The following is a 22,315-nucleotide window of genomic DNA, read 5'->3' on the forward strand; positions in this document are numbered from 1 at the left end:
CGCCGCGGCTCCAGCATCACGATGCGGCGGCCCTGCAGCCACGGCGCGTCGAGCAGGGCCGGCGGCACCCGGGTGGTCTTGCCGGCGCCCGGCGGCGCCTCCAGCACCAGTCGCGGGTGCGCGGCGAGACTGTCGCGGATCCGCGGCAGCAACGGGTCGATCGGGAAGGCGGGCGAACTGCGATTCGGTTTCACCCGCGCAAGGATACGGGCTGCGCCGGCGCGCGGGCGACGGCGCGGCCTCGCCGTCCACCTCAGTCGTCGTAGTCGCCGCAGCCGTACAGGGGATGACCGTCGATGAACACCAGGACCGCATGCGGGTAGCGGGTCCCCTCATTGTCCTGGCACGGCGTGCCCGTCGCGCTGGGCGCGATCATCACCTTCATCGCCGGACTGATCCCGTCATCGCTGGCGAGCCCGTAGCGGCCCTTCAGCGGAGGCTCGTCGATGCTCGGCTCGACCGATCGCAGCAGGCCGTCGCTGGCGCTCGCCCGGCGCGGAAAGTGCAGCGTGTAGACGACCTGCCCCGGCGCGACCCGCACCAGGCGGATGCTCCAGTCGGTATTGCCGCCCTGGAACGGCCGGATGGAAAAGTCGTACCGGGGCGCCTTCGCCGCGACCGGATCGACGCGGCCGCCGGCCAACAATGTGCAGGCCGACAGCAGGGCAATGGCGAGGTATCTGTACACGCGCATCGGGGGCTCCCAGACTCGAGGCGATCTTGCCTCGTCGGTTTCCAACGCGGCCGCCGCCTGGTTGTGAACACCCGGGCGGGCGCGAGGCGATCAGTCGGGCAGATAGCGACCGCAGCCGTACAGCACCCGGCTGTCGTCGGCGCCCAGGGGGTCGGAAGCGCCCACGCTCACCAGGATCGCCTGGGGATAGCGCACGCCACGCACGGTCCGGCATGGCGCTTCGCGCCTGGCCGGACCGACCAGCACCTTCATCGGGCGTGTCGCGTGCCGGTAGCGTAGGCTGCCGGTCAACCCGTATTGCCCGTGCATGCGGCCGATCAGGCCCTCCGGATCGACCGAACGCAGCGACCCGGTCGCGGTATCGCCCTCGCCGGGCGGTTCGAACACGAAGATCGCCTCGCCCGGGCCGTAGCGCCTCAGCACGATCCGCCAGTCGTCGTTGCCCCCCTCGAACGCACGCTCGGGGAAATCATGGCCAGCGGCCACGTGGCGGACATCCTCCTCCAGCGGCCCCGCAAGCACCCCGAGCGCGGCCATCCAGCCCAGCACCAGCAGCAAACGCACAAGTCGCATCGGACCCCCCTGCTGACGGCGCCACGCCGCCTTCGGCAACAGGAACGCCGCTTTCGAGCCGCTGTGAACCCGGCTCGACCCGCGGCCGCCACTGCCGGGCCGGCCGGTGCCCGGTACACTGCGCGCTCCCCGCATCACCGGCACAGCACCTGCCATGCAATTGATCGACATCGGCGCCAACCTGACCCACGACTCCTTCGATCACGACCGCGACGCGGTGATGCAGCGCGCGCGCGAGGCCGGCGTGGTGCAGATGGTGATCACCGGCGCCAGCCGCGAACACTCGCCCAAGGCACTGGCGCTGGCCCAGGCGCATCCGGGCGAGCTGTTCGCCACCGCCGGCGTGCATCCGCACCATGCCAGCGAGTACACCGTCGAATGCGATGCCGAGATGCGCGCCCTGCTGGCGCACGAGGAAGTGGTCGCGGTCGGCGAGTGCGGACTGGACTACTTTCGCGATTTCTCGCCGCGACCGGCGCAGCGGCGCGCGTTCGAGATGCAGCTTCAGACCGCCGCCGACACCGGCAAGCCGCTGTTCCTGCACCAGCGCGACGCGCACGCGGACTTCGTCGCGATCATGCGCGAGTTCGAGGGCCGGATCGGCCGCGCGGTGGTGCACTGTTTCACCGGCAGCCGCGAAGAGCTGTTCGCCTGCCTCGACCGCGACTGGTACATCGGCATCACCGGATGGCTGTGCGACGAGCGCCGTGGCCAGCATCTGCGCGAGCTGGTGAAGTCGATCCCGGCCGAACGGCTGATGATCGAGACCGACGCGCCCTACCTGCTGCCGCGCACGGTCAGACCGGCGCCCTCGCACCGACGCAACGAGCCGATGTACCTGGCCCACATCGTCGAGGAACTGGCCCGCGACCGCGGCGAGGACGTGGCCGTCACCGCAGCCAACGCGACCGCCACCGCACGGGCCTTCTTCGGCCTGCCCGCCGCCACCGGGGCGTAGCGGGCAGACCGTGGCAGCGATCCGAGGACCGGATTACTGCTGCATCGCCGCGGCGGCGGCGGACATTTCCGCCATCTCGCGACAGGCCTGCTCACGCTCGGCGCCGGACACGCCCTCGAGCTTGGCCTTCGCCTCGTTGTAGCCGTTGTCGTAAGCGGCTTCGAAGTCGGCTTCGCTGCCACCGGTCTGCGTGAACGCCAGCATCTGGCCCTGCTTGGCCTGTTCGAGCTGGGCCGCGCTCATGTGACCGCACAGCTCGGCCGCGGCATGCATGGAACCGCCGACCTGGGCCGCCATCGCCATGCCGGAGCCCTGCATCTGCGCGGCCATGCCGTCGACCTCGCCGGCCTGGGCGGCTTCGGAAGGCGCGACGCCGGCCTCGGGCATCGTGGCCTCGGCCGCCTGGGCCGCGGGCTCGGCGCCTGCCGGCTCGGGAGCGGTTTCCGGCTTGCAGGCCGTGGCGAGCACGGCGATGGCGAGGGCGAGCAGGGCGGGGTGGGGCCGCATATGGGTCATGTCGATCTTCCTGTTGGATCTGGCTGTTGGAGCCAGGGTGGGTGAAAAGCCGGTATCGGATCGGTATCGCGATCACGGCGAGTGCAATGGGAAGACGGCCCCGACCGGGCCATCATCGGCGGTGTCGCCCGCGTCTTCGGTGGCGGCCAAGGACCGTCCCGGTGCCGCGGCGCAGTCCGGCGTCAGGCCGGCATCGACCCAGGCGCGGACGAACCGCCGCACCGGGGCCAATTCGGCACGCTCGCGCAGGGTCGGCGCCCAGCGTCTGTCCAGCTCGGCAACGGCTTCCGCGCGACCGGCGCCGATCTCGCCCAGCATCGCGATCAGCAGCATCTGGTCGCGCACGTCGTCCGCCAAAGCGGCGTCCGGCAGCGCGAGCACCTCGAGTGCGGCGGCACGCATCGCCGCCGGATCGCGACGGGCGGCGGCACCGTAGGCGGCCATGACCGCGGCCACCTCCGGCATCGAGGCCGCCGCTTCCGGCAACCACTGCGGGCGGTTCCAGACCGCCTCCAGATCCTCGGCAGGCAGATGTCCGATCGTGCCCTTGGCCAGCGACGCTACGCCCTCGCTCCAGCTCATCAGCAGGGCCGGGTCGTCGGCCAGGTACTGCGAGGTCTGCAGCAGCGCGGGCAGGGCGCGGGCGAGGTAGGGTTCATGGCCGGCCAGCCACGGGTCCAGGCGGCCATCGGCCATCGTGCGCACCGACGCCGCGGCGGTGCCGTGCCACTCGCTGGTCCACACGTTCGGCACCGGCTGCAGGCCCTGCGCCAACGCGGCCGGTTTGCGGCACTCCAGCAGGTCGAGCACCGGCATGCCATTGGTCGCCAGGTGCAGCAGCAGGTCGGCTTTGCCGTCCATGTAGCGCGCGACCGGCCCCAGGTGGGATACCGTCGGGTAGTAGTCCGAATGCGGGGTCACGCCGGTCATCCGCACATAGGCGTGGATCAGGTCGGCACCACCGATGCGGCGCAGGCGCAACTGCCCGGGGCTGTCGAGACCGACCCGCACCAGCTCGGCGCGGATGTCTCCGTCGAGGTCGTTCCAATGCGTCTGCAGCGGCTTGCCGTCGGCGCGCGCGACCATCACCAGGTCGGTGGTGTTGCTGACGTAGATGTCGATGTCGGGAAACTCCTCGACCAGCGCCGCCAGCATCGTCGCCATCAGCGCATCGCTGGTCTCGTAGGAGTGCAGCCATTGCACCAGCACGCCTTCCTCTTTCAGATGCTGCTTGGCGAAGGCGTAGAACTCGCGGGTGAACAGGCTGGCGACACCGCTGACCCAGGGGTTGGACGGTTCGGAGACGATCACATCGTACTTCTTGCCGTTGCGGGCGAAGAAGGTGCGCGCATCGTCGATCCACAGCCGCGAGCGCGGATCGTCGTAGGCGCGCGCGACCTGCGGACCGAATGCGCGCGCGGCCTCGACCATCTTCGGCTCGATCTCGATGGTGTCGACTTCGCGCGGCACCCGGCTGCCCAGCACGGTGTGCGTGGTCATGCCCGAGCCCCAGCCGATGATGCCGATCTGGCGCGGCTCGCGGTGATAGACCAGCGGCAGCAGGCCGAGCAGCACCATCGTGTGCTCGTCGTCCCCGGCGCCGACCGCGAGCGAACGTATCGCCGCGTCGGGCTTGCCATTGGTGGAGATGATCCGATTGCTCTCGCTCGACAGCACGGTGATGGTCGAGGTCTTGCCGTCCTCGATGAACTCGACCTCCGGCGAATCGATGAAGATCGCGCCGGTGCGGAACACGCCGGAAGCCTGGGCGACCGGGTCGGGACGTCCGTACACGGTGCCGGCGAACAGTGCGACGGCGGCCACTGCGATCGCCACCGCCATCCCGCGCCGATTGCTCCGCGTGGCGGCCTGCCCGGCTCCCGTTCCGGCTTCGTGCGCGCGCTGCGCCAGCACGAACAGGCCGACGCCGATCGCGATATCGATCAACGCCGCCGCCACCACCGCGCCGCGCACGCCCAACAGCGGAATCGCCACGTGCACCATGCCGGCGACACCGATGATCGCGCCCAGGGTATTGGCGGCGTAGATCCGCCCGATCACGCTCTCGCCGCCGCCGTTGCGCAGCAGCACCAGGGTGAACAGCGGCAGGGTCATGCCGGCGAAGAACGCGGCCGGAAACATCACCAGCATCGCGATCGACGCGGAGGCCAGCTCGAACAGCCCATAGCCGCTCCAGCTGCGCTGCAGCGCGTCCATGATCCACTCCATCCACTCGAAGCTGCTGGCGAACACCGGCAGCGACAACAGTGCGGCGACCCCCATCAGTACCTGGGCGTGGCCCAGGTAGGTCAACGGCCGAGCGATCCGGTCGGCCCGCTTGCGGATCCACATGCTGCCGCAGGCCAGGCCGAGGATGAAGGCCGCCAGCATCAGCTCGAAACTGTGCACGGTGGTGCCGAGGACCAGGTTCAGCATCCGCACCCAGCCGATCTCGTAGACGAACGAGGCGGCGCCGGAGGCCATGGCGCCGAAGGTCAGCGCGCGCAACAAGAGCGGGTCGACGATGCGGCCGCTCCGAGCTTCCGGCGCGGCGGCCTCTTCCATCGCCGCCGGACGATCGACCTGCTTGCCCAGCCCCCAGGCCAGCACCGCGACCAGGATGTTCAGCACGCCGGCGGCGGCCACCGTGCCCGGCAGGCCCATCATCGGCAGCATCAGGAAGGTCGAGGCCAGCGCACCCAGCGCGGCGCCCAGGCTGTTGGCGAAATACAGTCCCCCCAGCACCTCGCCCTTGCGCTCGGGCCGGGCGCGAATCAGGCCGGCGCTCAGCAGCGGGAAGGTCGCGCCCAGCATCACGCTCTGCGGCAGGATCAGCGCGGCCGCGCTTGTCCACTGGAACAGATGGGCGGTGCCGGAACCGGGCATCCACGGCAACAGCTGGTCGCGGACGAAGCCGATATAGGCATCGAACACCGGATGGAACAGGATCCCGGCCACGCCGATCGCCGCCTCGACCACCGCATAGCACGCGATCAGACGCGTCCAGCGCACGCCGCGACGGCTGGCGATCCAGGCGCCCACCGCCATGCCGCCCATGTAGATCGCCAGCACCAGGGTCTGGGCATGCGCGGCATGGCCCAGCACCAGCCCCAGATACTGCGACCACACCGACTGGTAGATCAGCCCGGAGAAACCCGACAGTACGAACAACAGCAGGGCGATGGGCAGCACCCGCGCCTGACCTTTGCCTTTCTTGGCGCGCGCCGCGTCCACGCGCGCCCCTTCAACCGGCATCGATACCCCCGGCTCCTGGTGCGATTCGATCGAACCGGCCCTACGGCTCGCCTTCGTCGGCTGGCGCATACGCGATGCTCACACCGGCCACATCCTGCTCGGACGTGGTCGTGACCTGCAGACGCGCGCCGGCCACACCGGCGGCGGTCAACGCGTTGTACACGTGCTGGGCGCGGGCCTGGCCCAGCGCGCCGCGCTCGCCCGCCGACAGCCCCGGCCCGGCGCTGCCGCGCAGGGTCAGCGCGGCATCCGGATTCCGGTCCATGTAGCGGACCACCTCGGCGACCTGCGCATCGGCATCGTCGGCGACTTCCGCACCGGCCTTGTAGGTCAGGCCGAGCCGGACCTCCCCCCCCTTTTCCAACCGCTCGGCCAGCGCCTGTGCCGACAGCGCCGCCTGTTCCTGCGCCTCGACCGGGATCTCGGCGATCACCCAGCCGCCACCGATGTCGCCGTAGGTGCAGGCATGGACCCAGACGTGACGGCGCGCATCGCGGACCACGTAGGTCCGCACCGGTTCGGTCGGCCAGCACAGGCCCTTGTTGTACTCGGCAGTGAACTCGCGGGTCAGCACCGCGGCGCGCGCGCCACTGGGCACGACGCCGTCGGCGATCAGGACACCGCCCTTGCCGAGGATCTGCTTCTCCAGCGCCAGCGTCAGCTCCGGGCTGGAAAACACCTTGCCGTCCACGGCCTGGATGTTGCCCTGGTAGATGCGGCCGTTGGCGCCGATGTAGTCGTTCCCGTTCCAGAACGCGAACTGCCCAAGCGCCTGGGTGGACTCGTTCTTGGGCTTGGTGTGGTAACCCTCGGGCAGGTGGAAGAACGGGAACTCGCCGAGCCGGACATCGGTCATCGGCAGCTTGTCGGGGTCGAACTCCGGCGCCTCCTCCTCGGTGGCCGCTTCCTCGGCCTCGTCCGCCTCGGCGTCGGCATCCTCCTCGACGACATCCCCTTCACCAACGCCTTCGGAGCAGCCCGGCACGGCCAGCGTTACCGTTGCAAGCAGCGCGCTCAGCAGCACCGTCCGGGAAAACATGAATCCGCAATGCACTTGTTCGATCCTCGTTGAAACCGGTCCGGACCGGCATGTCCTGATTGCCGGCCCGGCCTGAATTTAAGTCAATGGCTGCCCGTTCCTGCAGCTAGTATCGAGCACGACCCCCACCGTCGGCATCCGGCAGTTCGAACAGTTCCGTCGCATCCTCGACGGTAACCACGCTCAACGCCTGCATCTTGTACATGCGCGAGCGGCCGGCCCGGTGCCCCTCGTACCCGAGGATCAGGCCGCGTGCCGGATCGACCCAGAACTCGCCGCGGGCGGTGCCGCCCGGGCCGCGCTGGCCGGCACCCAGGTAACGCCAGCCCTGCGCGCGGACTCCGGCGATCATCCGTGCGGGAATCTGCCGGCACTGCACGCCCAGCCCACTGCATGGTTCACCCGGGTCGACCCGCAGTTCGGCGAATCCCCGCGCCTGGGCCGGCAGTGCCTGTGCGCGTCCGCTGTCGACCAGCCAGCCATTCCCGCTCTGCTCGTCGATCAGCATGTAGATCGACTCGGCGCCACGCTGATTGAAGTCGATCCGCGACTTGCCTTCGGCCAGATGGATGGTGACCGGCACCGGCCGGTTGCCGTCGGCAAGGCCGGGGCCGGCCTGTCCCTCGATGACCGCCTTGATCCGCAGCGCCTCCTCGGCTCGGACAGGAGCCGCGATGGCGAAAGCGAGGGCAAGGCCGCAGACCACGATCCGGATGGCGGACGCCTTCAGGCTCATGGCAGCAGGTTCTTGTCGTATATCGGCGTCTGCATCCGCACGATCGCGTACGACTCGATCGGAATCCGGTAGTGGCTCCAGAAGCCGAGGCGGTTGCTCATCTTGACCTTTGCCGGATCCAGGAAACCCTGCGGTTTCACGTAGTCCGAATCGCCACGCATCACCCGGTCGACGAACGGCACGATCAGCGGGTAGTGATAGGTGACCTTGATCTTCAGGATGTTGGCGTCCTGGACGTTCATGCCGCTGCTGCCGACACGGCGATCGCGAAACGCCAGGCTGTCGTTGGGCAGGGCGTAGCGGCGATTGTGCTGGCGCTCCTTGTGATTGTCCCAGGCACGCTTGGTCGGACTGATGATCTCGATCTTCGCCGCCCGGCCCAGGCCGATGTCCGCCTTGGCACGGCCCCAGGCCGCGGCGGCGCCACCGGCGCCACCCGAGGTCGCATACAGCGGCATCAGCCCGCGGATCAGGCCACGCTGCATCGCCCCCTTGTCGGCGCCCTTGACCGCGCCCATGCGCGCGGCTTCCAGCGCGGCATAGTCGAGCGTCATCTTGGCCCGGTAGATCAGCACCAGCTGGAAGATCACCAGCACCAGGAACAGGAAGATCGGTGTGACGATCAGGAATTCGACCAGCGACTGTCCGCGCGCGCGCCGGGGCGCTCTGCGGTGGCGTAGGGTTGCATGCTTCATCGGCTGCCTCCTGCCTCCTCGTTGATGCCCGCGCCCACGGCTTCCGGCGCCGCGGCAGGCGACCCGTCGGTGGCCGCCGCTCCGGGCTCCGGCATTGCGGTGACGGGCGTCGCCATCGCCGGTGCCGGAGCGGACACGGCACGGCCGCCGTGCTCCAGCACGCGCGCCGTCGCCTCCGCCAACCGGCGATTCTCCTCATGCACACGGGCACGCTTGCTGCCGCGTTTCTCGCCCGCCTCGAAGGCCTCGTGGGCCAGCTTCAGATGCATCATGCCCATGTTGTGCCAACCGCGGGCATTGCCGGAATCCAGCGCCAACGACTGCTGGTAGGACAGCGCCGCCTGTTGGCTCAGGCCCTGGCGCGCATAGGCGTTGCCCAGACGGTACCAGTAATCGGCTTCGCCGGGCATCGCCTCGACGATGTCGGCATACAGTTCGGCGGCGCGCGCATGGTCGCCCTGCCGGTAGGCCTGCTCGGCCAAGCGCTCGGTTTCGACCAGGTCGATCGTCGCGGCGCGCGGCGCCGGCGCGGACGCACACGCGGCGAGCGCGAGCGACAGGACAACCGGAAGCAAACGAACGCTCAGGCGGCCCATCGCAGCACGTCTCCCACCTTGAGCCCGACCTTCTCGGCGACGCCGCCACGCAGCTCCAGCGCGTCGCGCGCGCCGAATTGCATGCAGCCGCGCCAGGGTCTGATATTGGAATGGATCGACATCACCCGTCCGTCCTCGGCCAGGAACACCACGTCCAGCTCATAACGCATGCCAATGGTGTGGATCGACGAGCACGGCCGGATCAACAGCGCATCGCCGCCATCGGCCGGCAGGGCCGGCGAGAACAGCAGACCACGCAGACGCTGCAGCCAGGTGACCGCGCCCCGCACCTTCGGCAGGACGATCGTGTCTCCGTTGTACAGCGGGCCGCACTTCATAGGATCCCGTCCTGCACCATCTTCAGGTAGATGAAGTAGGCCAGCACGATGAAGACCAGCGGGAAGAAGCAGGTCACCAGCGGCAGCATCATCTTCACCGGCGCTTCCAGGGCCAGCTTTTCCGCCCGCAGGAAGCGCTCCTCGCGTCGCTGCATCGACTGCGCGCGCAGGGTTTCGCCCAGGCTTGCGCCGACGCGGTCGGCCTGGATCAACGCACTGGTGAAGCTGGAGATCTGGGCGATGTCCATGCGATCTGCCAGCCGGCGCAAGGCCTCCGAGCGCGGCAGGCCCGCGCGCAGGTCGCGCAGCATGCGCGAGAACTCCTGCCCCAGCGGTCCCTGCGGGCCCTTCTGCACCGCCTGCTCGATCGCGCCGGTGATGTTCAGGCCGGCTTCGACCGACATGGTGATGAAGTCGAGGAAGATCGGCAGGTCGCGGATCACCTTCTTGACCCGCAGCTTGCGGCGATCGCTCAACCACAGGGACGGGTACAGCCAGCCGATCGGGGCACCGAGCACGAACGCCAGCATCAGGCTGCCGAAACTGGGGTCGAGCATCATCAACACCGCGAAGAACATCGCGGTCGCGATGCAGGCACCGACCACTCGCAGGCCGGCCAGCTCCTCGGGCGAGACCAGATAGTCCTGGCCGGCGCTCTGCAGCGCGCGGTGGGACTTCTCCATCGATTCCGAGCTCAGCCGCGGTCCGATGATGTGGGTCGCGATCGTGACCAGCGGCCAGATCATCCGCAGCATCGCCGGCAACGGATCCTGGTACTCGCGCTCGGCCTTGGGCGCGGACTGCAGGATGCCGCGGATCGCCACCATGGCCATGACGATCGCCGCACAAATCATCAGGGAGAGAATAATCAGCATTATATGTCGATCGTCATGATTTTCAGGCAGATCTTGTAGCCCACGTACTCGAGGACCGCACCGATCGCGATGACGCCGTAGCCGATCGGCGTATTGAACATCGGCTCCATCGTGTCCGGATACATGAAGGCCAGGTAGGCGACCATGCCGACCGGCAGCATCGCCATCACGATGCCCTGCAGGCGGCCCTGCGCGGTCAGCGCCTTGACCTTGTTCTCCATGATCAGGCGCCGGCGCAGGGTCTCGCCCAGGGTCGCCAGGCTCTCGGCCAGATTGCCGCCGACCTCGCGCGAGATCTGCACCGCCGACACGAACAGGCGGGCGTCGAGGATCGGCACCCGCTCGGCGAAGTGGTCGAGTGCCTCGTCGGTCTTGACGCCGATGCGCTGCTCACGCAGCACCAGCGCCAGCTCCTGCGCCAGCGGTGGATAGCCGTCCTTGATCAGCCCCTCCAGCGCCGGCGAGAAACCCAGGCCGGCCTTCATCGTGCCCGACAGCATCATCAGCGCGTCCGGCAGCTGCGCCTGGATCTTGTTGAGGCGACGCTGCTTGAGGAAGGCGTACAACTTCTTCGGCAGCACCGCGATCAGGCCGGCGAGAACCGCGGCGACCACCCAGTTGCCGCTGATGATCCAGGCCAGCAACGGCAGGACCACGAACATCGCGATGTTCAGCGTATACAACTTGGAGGGGTCGACGAACAGGAACATGTCGGCCAGGTTCGCCTTGGCCTGGTCCATGAACGCGTCCTGGTAGCGGGCCATGAACTTGTCGCCCGCGCTGGCGAAGTACAGCCCCGCCAGCAGCATCGAGCAGAAGGCCAGCCCAGCGATCATCCATATCATCGCCGCCTACTCCTCTACCTTCCGGAAGATGTCCAGATCGATCGGCACACCGCGATCGGCCAGCTCTTCCATGAACTCGGGGATCGCGCCGGTGGGCGTGAAATAGCCCTCGACCTTGCCGTCGCGCCCGTTGAAGGTGCTGACCTTGAAGCTGAAGATGTCCTGCAGCTGGATGGTGCCGCTCTCGATGCCGGTCACCTCGGTGATGTGACTGACCTTTCGCGAGCCGCAGGGATAGCGGCGCTGGTGGACGATCATGTCGACCGCCGAGGAGATCTGTTCGCGCACCACCGCCATCGGCAGGTCCATGCCGGCCATCAGCACCATCACCTCGACACGCGAAATCGCGTCGCGCGGCGAGTTGGCATGGGCGGTGGTCAGCGACCCTTCGTGGCCGGTGTTCATCGCCTGCAGCATGTCCAGGGTTTCGCCACCGCGGCACTCGCCGACCACGATGCGGTCCGGCCTCATTCGCAGCGCGTTCTTCACCAGGTCGCGGATCGTGACCTGGCCCTTGCCTTCCAGGTTCGGCGGACGCGCTTCCAGCGCGACCAGATTGGGCTGGACCAGCTTGAGTTCGGCCGCGTCCTCGATGGTGACGATGCGGTCGCGGTCGGGAATGAAGTTGGACAGGATGTTCAGCAGGGTGGTCTTGCCCGAACCGGTACCGCCGGTCACGACGATGTTCTTGCGCTCGCGCACCGCGATCTCGAGGAAGGCCAGCATCGACTCGTCCAGCGAGCCGAAGGTGATCAGGTCGCGGCCCTCGAGCTTGCGCTTGGCAAACTTACGGATGCTGATGCTGGGGCCGCGCAGCGCGATCGGCGGAATGATCGCGTTGACGCGCGAGCCGTCCTTCAGGCGCGCGTCGACCATCGGCGAGCTTTCGTCGATGCGGCGGCCCAGCGGAGTGACGATGCGCTCGATCGCCGACAGCACCGCGCGATCGTTGGTGAAGTACACCGGCGACTTCTCGATCCGGCCGGCGCGCTCGATGTAGATCTGGTCGTGCGCATTGACCATGATCTCGGTCACGCTGTTGTCTTCGATCAGGTTCTCCAGCGGGCCGAGGCCGATCGCCTCGTCCAGGACCTGCTTGGCGAGCATCTTGCGATTGATCACCTTCGGCAGGTCTTTGTACTCCTTGTCCATGACCGCATCGATCAGCTCGCTGGTCTTGGTCCTGAGCTCCTCGTCGCTGAGGCTGTGGACGTCGATGCGGCGCAGGTCCAGCTGCTTGAGCAGGGACGCGTGCACGCGCTCGCGCCAGACCACGATGTCGGGCGGCACGTCGTCGGTGGTCGCCAGATCGGTCGAGGCCGACGCGGGTGCCGGTGCCGCGACGGCGGCCGGTGGCGGCGGCGACGCCTCGCCCCCATTGAACGAGGGCGCCGGGGCTGGCTTGTGCCCCGCCGAGGGCGCCGCGCGCTTGGCCTTGCCCAGCTCGGAGCTGATCCGCAGCTTGTAGTCGCCGATCTCGACCAGGTCGGTCTCCTCGACGGGGCCATGCTGGCTCTTGATCGCGGAGCCGTTGACGCGCACGGTCGCGCGTCCGCCAGTGCTTTCGATGTAGATCGCCTCGTCGATCACGCGAATGGTGGCGTGATGCTTGGCGATGCTCCAGCCCTGCAGGATCACCAGGTTCTCGTCCGAACGTCCGATGCCGCACTCCTTGTGCAGGCAGCGGACGGTCCTGGGACCTGATTTACCCGTTTCTACGACGACGTTGAACATCCGGGCCTCAGTCGAAGATTTCCGAGCCGATCGTTTCCTCGAACTCCTCGAGGAGGCGGTCGCTCTTCTGGATCGCATCGATATTGCGCTCGTGGTCCGGCGTTATCACACGCGGGGTCACGAACACCACCAGGTCGGTGCGGCCCTTCTGGAACTCGTCGGAACGGAACAGGCGGCCCAGGATCGGGATGTTGGCCAGGCCCGGAATGCCGCTGAAGCCCTTGCTGCCCTCGATGTCGACCAGGCCGGACAGCACGATGGTCTGGCCGTCCTTGACGTTGAACTCGGTCTCGGTCTTGCGGGTCAGCAGGCCGGGGATGCCCTCGACCGAGACCGTGCGGTCCAGCTTGCTGATCTCGGTCATGATCGAAGCCGAGATCTCGTTGTTGCGGTTGACCACCGGCTGGATGTTCATGCGGATGCCGTATTCCTTGAACTCGACGCTGGTCTGGCCGAACGAGCCCACCAGCGGCAGCGGGATCTCGCCGCCGGCCAGGAAGGTCGCGACACCGCCGCTGCGCGCGCTCAACTGCGGGGCAGCCAGTTCGAAGGCATTGCCGGTCCTGGTCAGCAGGTTGATCTTCGAGGCGATGCTGGTCGCGATACCGAAATAGGTCTCCATCGGGTTGATGCGCGCCGGCAGCTGGTCGGCGATGTCATCGAACACGCTGCCGGCGGGCAGCACCCGGTAGAACGAGGACGAGAAGTCCTTGATCGCGCCGCCAGTCGGGCCGTCGATCTGGTTCTGCCAGGCGATGCCGAGTTCGCGCAGGCCGTCGCGGCTGACCTCCATGAGGCGCACGTCCATCAGCACCATCGGCTGCATCGCCACCAGATCGGTGGTGCTGAGGTCGATCACGTTCGGGAACAGCGTCTGGATCGCCTCGATCTGCGCCGCGTCGTGCGGATGCAGTTCGCCGGTGATGACCACATTGCCGGCGACGTCGGAGATCTGCGCGGTGGTGTTGGGTCCCAGCATCTGGCGCACCGCCGCCGACGTGGCGCTGGTGTCCTTGGCATTGACGACGACCTGGATCGAGCGCTGACCGCCATCCTCGTACCACAGGTGGACGGTGGTCTCCCCGGTCTTGCCGGTACCGGCGATCAGCACCAGCTGGCGCTTCTCGATGGTGGTGACCTCCAGCACCTCGCCGTTGCCGACCGCGACCCGCGCCAGCGGGCGGGCGCTGGTGTGGACGAGAACCTGGCCCCCGTACATGTTCAACTGATTCGGAAGCGTCGCCATCTGCGCATTCGAGACACCGACCATACCCAACGCGGCGGCGACGAACAGCGCGCACCGCAAAAAGACATTCCTTGCCATCGTCAAACTATCCCCTGGCGTTAGTTGCTGCCGCCGATGATGTACTCGACACCATCGGTCTTGATTCCCCCGAACGAAGCCATCAGCTCGTTCTCGGTCAACCCGTCGAGGTTGAACGGGGTCTTGTCATCCAGGTTGCGCAGGATGATCCTCAGGTCGCCGGTTTCCTCGGCGACGGTCAGCTTCTGCGCCTGGTCCGGCGACAGCTCCAGCGTCATCGTGGAGTAGCCTTCGCTCTCCTCCTCGCCCAGCGTTTCCCCGACGCGGGCACCGGTGGCAAGCACGATGATGTTCTCCAGCAACGGGAACACCCGCTCGCCGGTCGAACCGTTGCGCTTGGCACCGCCGTCCTGGGCCTCCTCGGCACCGACGGTGAAGAAGATGTCGACCGCGTCGCCGGGCGCGATCATGCCCGACACCGAGTTGTTCTCGTTGACCGACAGGGTGTAGCCGACCTTGCCCAGCGGGATCACCCGCGAGAACTGCTGCGCGGCCGGCACCAGCGCGCTGGCACTGAGCGGCGCGCCGCCGCGGACCGGCGACCGCACCAGGCGATCCACGTACTCGCCATAGTTCTCGGCGGTGACCGCATCGGCCGGCACGAACTCGGTCGGCACGCTGCGCAACACCATCTCGTCCTCGGTGACCGCCTCTCCGATCTCCAGATCCCGGAAGGCCACCACCACCTCGGTCTCGTCGACCTGGGCATCGGCGACCGCCTTGTCGATGGTTTCCTTGACGTAGGTGACGCTCATCAGTGCCGCCAGTCCACCGAGCAGGAGGGCCCCGCCGATGAAGAGCACGTTCTTGTTCAACTTGGGCAATGCCACGATTACCTCTTACTCACAAGTTCGGTAGTGGAAAGGTTGTCGACAGGCTGTAGGCGAACGCTTCATAGACACTCTTGATCGCGTTCAGCGTTTCGGCGACGACATTCGGATTGGAAACCAGCACCAGCACGGCCAGGCCGGTAACGATGGTGTACTCGATGAGCGCGCTGCCGCGCTGCTGCTTGCGGCTCGGCGTCGGGTGGTAACGGCGTAGGGGTTTCATGGATGAGCTCCCGCGCTGCTGATCATTCGATGTTCACGACAATGACGGTCTCGGGCGGCTGGTCCCGGGTCAGCGCCAGCGACAGCCTGGCGTCGCCGGATCCGGCGAGATTGACCACGCATTCGTTCGAGGACGCGAGGCACTGCTCGGGATCGCGCTCCAGCTTCCAGCCCCGCATCTGCAGGCGCTGCACGTAGTAGCGCATGTTCACGTACGGGCTCAGCCGGTTCTTCATCACCAGGGTGCGCGCATCGTTGGACGTGTCCAGATAGCGGATGTCGCTGACCACCTCGGTGTTGGCCGGCTTGTCGAAGCCCTTGCCCAGCTCGGCCTCGACCGGCTTGTCCGGCAGTTCCATCACCCCGACCGTCCCTTGCGAGCGCGACCCCATTCCGGTGAGCTCGACGGTGACGTAGTGCTTGCCCTCCAGATGGCCGACGATGGTCTTGCCGTCGAGGCGATCGACGACGACCTCGCTCCCCCACTGGCGGCGATAGAACTCGATCGCGTCGTCCACGCTCATCGGAAACGAAACCTGGCTGGCCCGCATCGGCACGCCGTTGTAGAGCATGTTCTTGCTGACCGCCTGGCCGCTGGCCCCATCCGGCAGCGGCACCTTCGGCCACGCGCCCACCGGCGGCGCCAGCGCCAATGCCAGCAGGGACGCCGCCAGCAGGCGTCCGCGATACGCATGCGACCCGCGCATGCGCCTAGCGTCTCTTCAACTTGTCGGACGGGATGATGTCCGGTTGCACATAGCCGGGGCGCAGACGGGTGATCGGTCCGATGATCGGAACGAAGTCGGCGCCGTCGATCTTCTCGAAGAAATCGCCACTGTTGTCGGCGACCGAGGTCGGCGAAAGCGTCTTGACCTGGCTGAGCACGCTGCGCTCGCGTCCGGCCGACGGCTGGCCGTCGAGGCCGTTGCCAGCCGCATTCCAGGCGTCGGCAAGCAGGGTGTGATGGCTCTTGAACTCCAGGTCGATGCGGTCGAACGGCGCGAGATAGCTCGCACGCGAACCGTTGCGGTTCTTCAGGTTCTGCGGCTTCAGCGTGACCTCGGCGGTGATCAGGCCGTTCTTGTTCGGCGGGAACTCGCCGGGCAACTTCTCCAGCAGCCCACCGATGCGGCCGAACAGGCCGCTCAGGCCGCCCGGCGCCTCGTTCTTGTAGGCCTCCAGGGTAATGTCCTGCCCGCGCAGCAGCTCCTTGTTCGAGAAGGTGTTGAGCATCTCGTTCTTCAACCGCCCGGTCGCGTTGCCGGTGATGTTCGAGCGGATCACCGTGTCGGCATCGCCGAAGTTGTGCTCGCGGATGAAGGCCAGTTGCGCGGCACGACCGCCGTTGAGCTGGTTGAACTTGAAGTCGCGCGTGACCGTCGCTTCCCAGGCCGCCGTGCGCGCGGCCTGCTGGGCCATCTGCTTGGCGTGGAAGTACTTGGCGAGGGTCGGCACCAGCAGGAACAACGGCACCAGGACGGCGGACAGCACCGCCACCTCGACCATCGCCTGCCCACGCTGTCGATTGCGCGCCCCCTTACGGCGCAAGACCACGTTCATGTCACGATCCCTCCCGTCCTTCGACTTCCGATGGCAGCAGTGCATCCTTCGTCCACGGTTCGCCCAGCATGAAGCGGGTCAACGTGACGCGCGCGCCATTGCCCGCCGCCGGCTCCTGGCTGAGGATGATTTCGTACTCGGACAAGGGGTCGGTGACCTGGAAGAACCCCGGCGACGCATCGAATCCCCATTCGGCGCCGCCACTCCACTTGCACACCACCCCCTGCGCGGACTTCCACTGCAGGCAGGCCTGCCCCTGCACTTCGCTCCTTGCTCCCCGTTCGATCCCCGTCCCATTCGCCGCCGCCTCGGCATTCGCGTCGACGGCCTCGACCGCATAGCGCAGCAGCGCGTCCGGATCCCCCGGCCCCTCGCTGGCGACCGCCATCCCCGGCAGCTCGTAGGCCACCGACCGCTCGGCATCGATGTATTCGTGGACACCGCTGTGCTCGAGGCTGAAGTGGCACTGGTTGATGTCGCCGCTGCTGGCGAGGTTCCAGTACTCGCGTCGCAGCGCGATCCGCTCGGGCGTGATCCACCACTGCAACCGCCCCGTCCCCAGCAGCGCGCTGTCGTCGGCCGACAGCGGCACCGTCGATACGCCCGCCTGCTGGCAGGCCTGCAGCATCGCCTGGTACTCGGCCTGGCCGGCATTGCCACCGTCGGCCAGGGTTTCGACCTTGGCATCGGCGTACACGCTGGGCATGTCGTCCGATACCGCCGCCATCGCCTCGCCGTCTTCCGCCGCGCAACCGCCCACGCCCAGCAGGGCGACCGCGAGTATCGATACGGACAGGCCGGCGTGGCGCCGGTACGAATGGATGTGCCTGCAATGCCCCATGCTCACGGCCCCGTGACCAGCGATCCGATTCCGACCTTGGTGTAGACCGAGTTCGGGGTTTCGACCAGGCGCGCCTGCCAGTACGGGCTGAACAGATTGCCCATCTCGAGCTGATCGTCGCTGGAGGGGCGACCGTTCCAGCGGCGCGGCACCATGCGCCGGAACAGCGCGCTGTACGGTGCGCGGTTGAAGTAGACCTGCGCGGTCGATATCGCACTGATCTTGTTGACGTTGCTCTTCAGCTCCATGTCGCTGCCGGCGGGCCCACCGATACCGTTGATGTCCTGGCTGGTGCGCGCGTTCCTGCGGTCGCTGGTGACGTAGACCGAGAAGATCGGACCGGCCTTGTCGTTGTTCGCGTCCGGATTCTCGGCGAAGCCCTTGCGGACATCGTCGTAGTCGCGCAGGCCCTGGTAGCCGGTGAAGTAGGCGTCGTTGCGCTTGGTATAGGTGCGCTGGGTGATATTGCGGTACGGGAACGGCTTGTACAGGTTCACCGACGGCTGGGTCTCGGCCATCCGCTTGGCGATCCAGTTGGTCGCACCGCCGTACTGGCGGTAAGTCGGACGACGGTTGTGGTAGTAGGCGCGCCAACCGTTGCCGCGACCGCTACGCCCGCCGGCGCGGATGCCGGGGAAGAACTTCGGTCGCGGGCTCGTGTTCTCGACCGCCTGTGCGCCACCCCAGCCCAGCGGGATGTTGATGTCGGACAACGGCCACGGCAGGTTGATCTTCATCCGCAGGATGTCCACCGCCGCCCAGCGGTCGTAGTCGACCATGTCGGTGCCGCCGTTGGCCGGGAAGCTGATGATGAAGAGGCTGTTGCGCTGACTGCGGTCGGCGCTGAAATGATCGCGCGACTCCATCACCACATTGCGATAGCGGTCCATGCCCGCGGTACGCCGTTTGCGACCGGGCACATCGTGTTTCTGCAGGAAACTGTTGGGGCCGTCCGAGGCGGCGTTCCGCAACTGCTGGGCCAACACCACCCAGCCGGTCGCGTCGATCTCGGCGGTGGGGTCGTTCTTCTGCAGCACGTCCTTGGCGATCTGCGCGGCCTCGATGCCGCCCCAGCGGACGAAGGTCCTGGCCGCGCCGGCAAGCAGTCCGTTGAGCCCGTCGAGCAACTGGATCGCAGTGGCGGCCAGGGGGCGATACACGGTCCGCACGCCGCCGACCACGACCTCGACGACTTTGTAGGCGGCTTCCATCGCCGCGAATATCGCGCCGACATAGGGGATGTACTTGAGCCAGCTCAGCGCCTCGATGAACAGCGCGGTGTGGGTGTGCAGGTAGTTGGTCCAGGACCAGATGCTGACCAGCTGCGCGACCGCGACCTCGTTGGCGACCCGCCCACGGTTCATGTAGGCGGCGAAATTCAGGGTGCGTGCCTGCTGGACGGCGACGCTGTAGGCGGCCGCGTCGGCGCTGTTGACCAGCTGCACTTTCTTGTTGACGGACTGACCGGTGTCGAAGACCAGGATCAGGCCCAGGCACAGGATCGACACCAGCACGACGAACAGCACCAGCGCCTGGCCACGGACACTCCTGCGGCCACCCGGTCGAGGGGCTTTGCGCGCGCGCATGATTGGCATCGACAACTGCTGCATGACGGCTCCTTCCGCTGCGAATACGGGCACCGACCAGCACCGGGCTCACGCCCTGCTGGTCGTTCATCTACGGTGCGAGGCCCGTGCCCCGGCAGTCGCCGGGGCACGGGCAGTGACATCAACGCGCGTTGTCGTTGGTGTACTTGTCCAGACCCTTGTTCTTGCTTTCCTTCTCCGCCTTGTCAGCGGACTTCTGGGCCTTGTCGATGGCCGAGCCGGCGGACTGGCCCGAGAGCTCCTTGGCCATACCACCGACCTGCGAGCGGACGGTGCCGCCGAAGAAGGTGAACACGGCGATAGCCGCGATAGCGATCAGGGCGACGATGATGATGTATTCCACCATGCCCTGTCCGCGCTGACGGGATCCAAAACGACGCTGCTTGAGTTCCATGAGAAAATTCTCTCCATCTCGTTACACAAATTCCCTGGCGCCACCTGGCATCCAAGGCGTGGCGTGGGGTAGCCGTAGCTACCATTCTTCATGCTTGCGGCACAAAAAAAAGACGACGGGCGTCACCTTTCGTCCCGCAAGGTCAAACTGAACGTACACTGTCGAAGTGACAAGTTCAAGACTCACGCGTATGGAAGCACCGCGCGGACCCGGTCCGCACGGTGCTGGATCTCAGCCAAGTATTTGAAGCGAAAGAGAGACCGGGAAGCCTGTCTCAGCGCGCGGCGGCGGCGGTCGCGGCGATCTGCTCGCGGATATCGGCACAGGCCTGATCGCGCTGTGCGGCCGACATCGTCGCCCAGCGCTGCGCGATCTTGGTCTCGGCCCGGGCAAAGGCCTGCTCGAACGACGCCGCGTCCAGGCCGCGCTGCAGGTGCACCGCCTTCTGCTGCTGCTTCATCGTCGCCAGCTCCTGCTCGGAGTAGCCGCCGCAGGTCTTGGCGGTGGCGTGCATCATGCCGCCGATCTCGGCCATCTGCGCGGCCATGCCGCCGGGCCCGCCCTGTTGGGCGAATGCGATCAACGGGACGGCAACGGCGGTCAACGCAAAAACGCGGACGGCGGCGGGAACCCTGGGGGGCGTGGGCGTACGGGTCTTGGACACGGATGCGCTCCTTGCATGGGGGAGTCTGTAGACGGGGCGGCCACCGGGACGCACCCCCTGGATTTGACGGACCGCCATGGCATCACCACGCCATGGCACCGACTTTCGGAGCCCGACCATAACAACTCGCAACGGCCGGTTTCCTGCACGCAGCGAACAGTATTCAGCCTCGCATCAGAATCGATGCCGCGCCCATGATCCCGGTCACGCGAGCAGGGTGATTGGCTTCAAGCTCAGCGCGCTGAGCTCTGCGGATCGCAGTCGGCACCGGCGCAATGCTCATGGTCGGTACGGCGCAATCCCGTAGTCCTTCGCCAGGTCATCCGGACACCCCTTGAGACGCAGGAACATCTCCGCCTTGTCTCGGTTGAGCGCATCCTGCATCTGGCCAAAGGTCTGCGAAGACTCGCCCTTCAGCGCCGGAATCGCCGCCGCCAGATTGTCGCGATAATCGTCCCAGTTGGAGCGCGGCATGCTCGCGAGCAGCTTGTCCACGTGCTCCTCGATTGCGCGCGCGTCTTCGGCGTCGATGCCGGTCCGCACCGGCGGCTCGAAGGACTGGCCGGAGCGGATCGCGATCCGCTCGTCGACGATCCCCACCAACTCCTCGTACTGGAGGATCGCCTCCTGTCGCTTCGCCTCCGGCAGGCGGTCCAGCGGGGGAATCTCCTCCCGCTTGGCGCGCCGATACTCGGCGATGATCGCGCTTGAGTCGCACGGTGCGGGCTCCGGCACGCGCGACTCGGCGGGCCAGGCCCAGGCAGCGACGCCAACCAGCCCGACCACCAGGACACAAGGCAACGCGGCCTTCTTCATGCTCAACCTCCCTGTTCCACCTTCACCGACTCCACCTTCAAGAAGGCGGGCGATCTCCGCCGCCCGCCACTGGATCGCTCGGCACCGCCCGCGCTGCGCGGGCGGCACGATACGAGCGATCAGATCCTGACCAGTTCGACCCGGCGGTTCTTGGCCCGGCCCTGCTCGGTGGCGTTGTCGGCGACCGGCTCGCTCTGACCCAGGCCGCGGGCCTGCAGGCGGCCGCCGTCGATGCCGCGCGCGACCAGGGCGGCGACCACCGACTTGGCGCGCGCCTCGGACAGCGCCTGGTTGTGGCCGGCGTCGCCGGTGGCGTCGGTGTGGCCGTCGATCGACAGCTTCAGCGCCGGGTCGTTGTTCAGCAGGTTGGCGACCTGCTCGATCTGCGGCATCGAGCCGGGCAGGATGTCGGCCTTGTCGACCGCGAAGTTGACCTGCATCGCGACCTTGCCGTTGGCGTCGATCTCGCGCTTGAGCGCATCCGCCGGCAACAGGCTGGCGGTGGCCTCGAACGGCTTGGCCTCGACGATGATCATGCCGGCGCCGGCGCTGTCGGCGCACAGGTGCAGCCAGACCGTCTTGTCGACGCCGCGGATCACATAGGTCTGCACCGGGTTGTTGTAGACGTCGCCCCAGCCGTCGACCAGGTTCTTGCGGACGTCGCGGCTGACGCCCTCCAGCAGGTCCGGCGCGATCGCAGAATCGGTCACCAGCACGCCACCGGCCTGCTCGATCACGTGCTGGACGTTGCGCTCCAGCTCCAGGTCCGAATAGGTGTGGCCCGACTGCTCCTGGATCGTCGCCAGGTAGGCCTTGCCCTCGACGTTCTCCAGCCGGTCGCCGGTCCAGAACGGCACCCGCGCGATGTTCAGGGTCTGCTCGTTGATCGCCTCGTAGCCGGTCGGCAGGGCGATGAACGGGAACGCGCCCAGGGTGTGATCGGACACCGGCACCGCGGCCAGGTCGAATCCGGCCGGCGCCGCCGGCTCGGACGCCGGCATCGCTTCGGCGCCGGTGTCGGTCGCGGCCATCGCCGCATCGGGGGCGGAGTCCTGGGCCGCGGCCGGCTGCTCCGAACCGCCGCAGGCCGCCAGTGCGCCGACGGCCATCGCCACCATCACGCCACGTCGCATCATGCTCATAGAACACCGGATTGCCATCTTGTTCCTTCCTTTCTGGGTGGGAGAGCCGGGCCAGGGACCA

At 67.4% G+C, this 22,315-nt stretch carries 25 protein-coding genes; 1 reads left to right on the forward strand and 24 read right to left on the reverse strand.

Translation table 11 applies throughout. The features are described 5' to 3' along the window. From FKV24_RS18260 to FKV24_RS18270, 3 genes are all read right to left on the reverse strand, one after another. Window positions 1-194 (reverse strand): hypothetical protein (locus FKV24_RS18260; RefSeq protein ID WP_141483412.1); only part of this gene is annotated, 194 nt, incomplete at its 3' end. 59 nt (window positions 195-253) lie between these two features. Next, window positions 254-694, reverse strand: a complete 441-nt coding sequence (locus tag FKV24_RS18265; protein ID WP_141483413.1) for a hypothetical protein — start codon at window positions 692-694, stop codon at window positions 254-256. Between the two features lie 90 nt (window positions 695-784). Then, window positions 785-1,267 (reverse strand): hypothetical protein, encoded by a 483-nt coding sequence (locus FKV24_RS18270; protein ID WP_141483414.1) that lies wholly within the window; start codon window positions 1,265-1,267, stop codon window positions 785-787. 154 nt (window positions 1,268-1,421) lie between these two features. Here FKV24_RS18270 and FKV24_RS18275 point away from each other — a divergent pair, with 154 nt between their 5' ends. Next, entirely contained in the window at window positions 1,422-2,225 is an 804-nt protein-coding gene (locus FKV24_RS18275) for a TatD family hydrolase (protein ID WP_141483415.1), read from the forward strand. A gap of 33 nt (window positions 2,226-2,258) precedes the next feature. On the opposite strand, the gene FKV24_RS18280 is transcribed toward FKV24_RS18275, so the two are convergent. From FKV24_RS18280 to FKV24_RS18380, 21 genes are all read right to left on the reverse strand, one after another. After that, window positions 2,259-2,741 (reverse strand): hypothetical protein, encoded by a 483-nt coding sequence (locus FKV24_RS18280; protein ID WP_111265015.1) that lies wholly within the window; start codon window positions 2,739-2,741, stop codon window positions 2,259-2,261. A gap of 72 nt (window positions 2,742-2,813) precedes the next feature. Beyond that, window positions 2,814-5,996, reverse strand: a complete 3,183-nt coding sequence (locus FKV24_RS18285) for a spermine/spermidine synthase domain-containing protein (RefSeq protein WP_170288369.1) — start codon at window positions 5,994-5,996, stop codon at window positions 2,814-2,816. 40 nt (window positions 5,997-6,036) lie between these two features. Further along, a complete protein-coding gene (locus FKV24_RS18290; protein WP_141483416.1) occupies window positions 6,037-7,035 on the reverse strand; it encodes an OmpA family protein in 999 nt (332 codons plus the stop codon). Window positions 7,036-7,141: 106 nt separating this feature from the next. Next, window positions 7,142-7,771 carry a hypothetical protein gene (locus tag FKV24_RS18295; RefSeq protein WP_111265011.1) on the reverse strand — a complete coding sequence of 210 codons (630 nt, stop codon included), beginning with the start codon at window positions 7,769-7,771 and terminating at the stop codon, window positions 7,142-7,144. Beyond that, the gene (locus FKV24_RS18300; RefSeq protein ID WP_111265010.1) at window positions 7,768-8,466 is read right to left on the reverse strand and encodes a TadE family protein; all 699 of its coding nucleotides are present in this window, start codon (window positions 8,464-8,466) and stop codon (window positions 7,768-7,770) included. The genes FKV24_RS18295 and FKV24_RS18300 overlap by 4 nt, the downstream gene beginning before the upstream one ends. Continuing rightward, window positions 8,463-9,041, reverse strand: a complete 579-nt coding sequence (locus FKV24_RS18305; RefSeq protein ID WP_170288370.1) for a tetratricopeptide repeat protein — start codon at window positions 9,039-9,041, stop codon at window positions 8,463-8,465. The genes FKV24_RS18300 and FKV24_RS18305 overlap by 4 nt, the downstream gene beginning before the upstream one ends. A gap of 8 nt (window positions 9,042-9,049) precedes the next feature. After that, complete coding sequence (locus tag FKV24_RS18310) at window positions 9,050-9,400, reverse strand: DUF192 domain-containing protein (RefSeq protein WP_111265008.1); 351 nt, start codon at window positions 9,398-9,400, stop codon at window positions 9,050-9,052. Beyond that, window positions 9,397-10,275, reverse strand: a complete 879-nt coding sequence (locus tag FKV24_RS18315) for a type II secretion system F family protein (protein ID WP_141483418.1) — start codon at window positions 10,273-10,275, stop codon at window positions 9,397-9,399. Before FKV24_RS18315 ends, FKV24_RS18310 begins: the two co-directional genes overlap by 4 nt. Further along, complete coding sequence (locus FKV24_RS18320; RefSeq protein WP_223250218.1) at window positions 10,275-11,111, reverse strand: type II secretion system F family protein; 837 nt, start codon at window positions 11,109-11,111, stop codon at window positions 10,275-10,277. The genes FKV24_RS18315 and FKV24_RS18320 overlap by 1 nt, the downstream gene beginning before the upstream one ends. Before the next feature lie 15 nt (window positions 11,112-11,126). Continuing rightward, complete coding sequence (locus FKV24_RS18325; RefSeq protein ID WP_141483419.1) at window positions 11,127-12,854, reverse strand: TadA family conjugal transfer-associated ATPase; 1,728 nt, start codon at window positions 12,852-12,854, stop codon at window positions 11,127-11,129. A 7-nt stretch (window positions 12,855-12,861) separates the two neighbouring features. Beyond that, entirely contained in the window at window positions 12,862-14,100 is a 1,239-nt protein-coding gene (locus FKV24_RS18330) for a type II and III secretion system protein family protein (RefSeq protein WP_170288371.1), read from the reverse strand. Window positions 14,101-14,198: 98 nt separating this feature from the next. Next, window positions 14,199-15,008: a Flp pilus assembly protein CpaB gene (cpaB, locus tag FKV24_RS18335; RefSeq protein WP_223250217.1), complete on the reverse strand. Its 810-nt coding sequence runs from the start codon at window positions 15,006-15,008 to the stop codon at window positions 14,199-14,201. A gap of 13 nt (window positions 15,009-15,021) precedes the next feature. Beyond that, window positions 15,022-15,231: a hypothetical protein gene (locus FKV24_RS18340; RefSeq protein WP_141483421.1), complete on the reverse strand. Its 210-nt coding sequence runs from the start codon at window positions 15,229-15,231 to the stop codon at window positions 15,022-15,024. Window positions 15,232-15,253: 22 nt separating this feature from the next. After that, window positions 15,254-15,937 carry a hypothetical protein gene (locus FKV24_RS18345; protein ID WP_111265001.1) on the reverse strand — a complete coding sequence of 228 codons (684 nt, stop codon included), beginning with the start codon at window positions 15,935-15,937 and terminating at the stop codon, window positions 15,254-15,256. 4 nt (window positions 15,938-15,941) lie between these two features. Then, window positions 15,942-16,790, reverse strand: a complete 849-nt coding sequence (locus FKV24_RS18350) for a TadE/TadG family type IV pilus assembly protein (protein WP_170288372.1) — start codon at window positions 16,788-16,790, stop codon at window positions 15,942-15,944. 1 nt (window position 16,791) lies between these two features. Beyond that, on the reverse strand, window positions 16,792-17,637 hold the full coding sequence (locus FKV24_RS18355; protein ID WP_141483423.1) for a hypothetical protein: 846 nt from the start codon (window positions 17,635-17,637) through the stop codon (window positions 16,792-16,794). After that, window positions 17,634-19,241: a TadE/TadG family type IV pilus assembly protein gene (locus FKV24_RS18360; RefSeq protein WP_249041091.1), complete on the reverse strand. Its 1,608-nt coding sequence runs from the start codon at window positions 19,239-19,241 to the stop codon at window positions 17,634-17,636. The genes FKV24_RS18355 and FKV24_RS18360 overlap by 4 nt, the downstream gene beginning before the upstream one ends. Window positions 19,242-19,359: 118 nt before the next feature. Beyond that, complete coding sequence (locus FKV24_RS18365; RefSeq protein ID WP_111264998.1) at window positions 19,360-19,632, reverse strand: pilus assembly protein; 273 nt, start codon at window positions 19,630-19,632, stop codon at window positions 19,360-19,362. A 274-nt stretch (window positions 19,633-19,906) separates the two neighbouring features. Beyond that, a complete protein-coding gene (locus FKV24_RS18370) occupies window positions 19,907-20,296 on the reverse strand; it encodes a hypothetical protein (protein WP_141483424.1) in 390 nt (129 codons plus the stop codon). 279 nt (window positions 20,297-20,575) lie between these two features. After that, a complete protein-coding gene (locus FKV24_RS18375; protein ID WP_141483425.1) occupies window positions 20,576-21,112 on the reverse strand; it encodes a hypothetical protein in 537 nt (178 codons plus the stop codon). Between the two features lie 119 nt (window positions 21,113-21,231). After that, window positions 21,232-22,254, reverse strand: a complete 1,023-nt coding sequence (locus FKV24_RS18380; RefSeq protein ID WP_249041092.1) for an OmpA family protein — start codon at window positions 22,252-22,254, stop codon at window positions 21,232-21,234. Window positions 22,255-22,315: the final 61 nt, after the last annotated feature.

The sequence above is a fragment of the Marilutibacter maris genome, from assembly GCF_006546735.2.
Lineage (GTDB): Bacteria > Pseudomonadota > Gammaproteobacteria > Xanthomonadales > Xanthomonadaceae > Marilutibacter > Marilutibacter maris.

Excerpts from the sequence above, each read along its gene's own strand:
- FKV24_RS18290 (WP_141483416.1), bottom strand. The coding sequence starts at position 7,035 with ATGTTTTCCCGGACGGTGCTGCTGAGCGCGCTGCTTGCAACGGTAACG.
- FKV24_RS18295 (WP_111265011.1), bottom strand. The coding sequence starts at position 7,771 with ATGAGCCTGAAGGCGTCCGCCATCCGGATCGTGGTCTGCGGCCTTGCC.
- FKV24_RS18285 (WP_170288369.1), bottom strand. The coding sequence starts at position 5,996 with ATGCCGGTTGAAGGGGCGCGCGTGGACGCGGCGCGCGCCAAGAAAGGC.
- FKV24_RS18280 (WP_111265015.1), bottom strand. The coding sequence starts at position 2,741 with ATGACCCATATGCGGCCCCACCCCGCCCTGCTCGCCCTCGCCATCGCC.
- FKV24_RS18270 (WP_141483414.1), bottom strand. The coding sequence starts at position 1,267 with ATGCGACTTGTGCGTTTGCTGCTGGTGCTGGGCTGGATGGCCGCGCTC.
- FKV24_RS18380 (WP_249041092.1), bottom strand. The coding sequence starts at position 22,254 with ATGAGCATGATGCGACGTGGCGTGATGGTGGCGATGGCCGTCGGCGCA.
- FKV24_RS18360 (WP_249041091.1), bottom strand. The coding sequence starts at position 19,241 with ATGCAGCAGTTGTCGATGCCAATCATGCGCGCGCGCAAAGCCCCTCGA.
- FKV24_RS18350 (WP_170288372.1), bottom strand. The coding sequence starts at position 16,790 with ATGAACGTGGTCTTGCGCCGTAAGGGGGCGCGCAATCGACAGCGTGGG.
- FKV24_RS18320 (WP_223250218.1), bottom strand. The coding sequence starts at position 11,111 with ATGATCGCTGGGCTGGCCTTCTGCTCGATGCTGCTGGCGGGGCTGTAC.
- FKV24_RS18345 (WP_111265001.1), bottom strand. The coding sequence starts at position 15,937 with ATGCGCGGGTCGCATGCGTATCGCGGACGCCTGCTGGCGGCGTCCCTG.
- FKV24_RS18365 (WP_111264998.1), bottom strand. The coding sequence starts at position 19,632 with ATGGAACTCAAGCAGCGTCGTTTTGGATCCCGTCAGCGCGGACAGGGC.
- FKV24_RS18265 (WP_141483413.1), bottom strand. The coding sequence starts at position 694 with ATGCGCGTGTACAGATACCTCGCCATTGCCCTGCTGTCGGCCTGCACA.
- FKV24_RS18300 (WP_111265010.1), bottom strand. The coding sequence starts at position 8,466 with ATGAAGCATGCAACCCTACGCCACCGCAGAGCGCCCCGGCGCGCGCGC.
- FKV24_RS18375 (WP_141483425.1), bottom strand. The coding sequence starts at position 21,112 with ATGAAGAAGGCCGCGTTGCCTTGTGTCCTGGTGGTCGGGCTGGTTGGC.
- FKV24_RS18325 (WP_141483419.1), bottom strand. The coding sequence starts at position 12,854 with ATGTTCAACGTCGTCGTAGAAACGGGTAAATCAGGTCCCAGGACCGTC.
- FKV24_RS18330 (WP_170288371.1), bottom strand. The coding sequence starts at position 14,100 with ATGGCGACGCTTCCGAATCAGTTGAACATGTACGGGGGCCAGGTTCTC.
- FKV24_RS18340 (WP_141483421.1), bottom strand. The coding sequence starts at position 15,231 with ATGAAACCCCTACGCCGTTACCACCCGACGCCGAGCCGCAAGCAGCAG.
- FKV24_RS18275 (WP_141483415.1), top strand. The coding sequence starts at position 1,422 with ATGCAATTGATCGACATCGGCGCCAACCTGACCCACGACTCCTTCGAT.
- FKV24_RS18310 (WP_111265008.1), bottom strand. The coding sequence starts at position 9,400 with ATGAAGTGCGGCCCGCTGTACAACGGAGACACGATCGTCCTGCCGAAG.
- FKV24_RS18315 (WP_141483418.1), bottom strand. The coding sequence starts at position 10,275 with ATGCTGATTATTCTCTCCCTGATGATTTGTGCGGCGATCGTCATGGCC.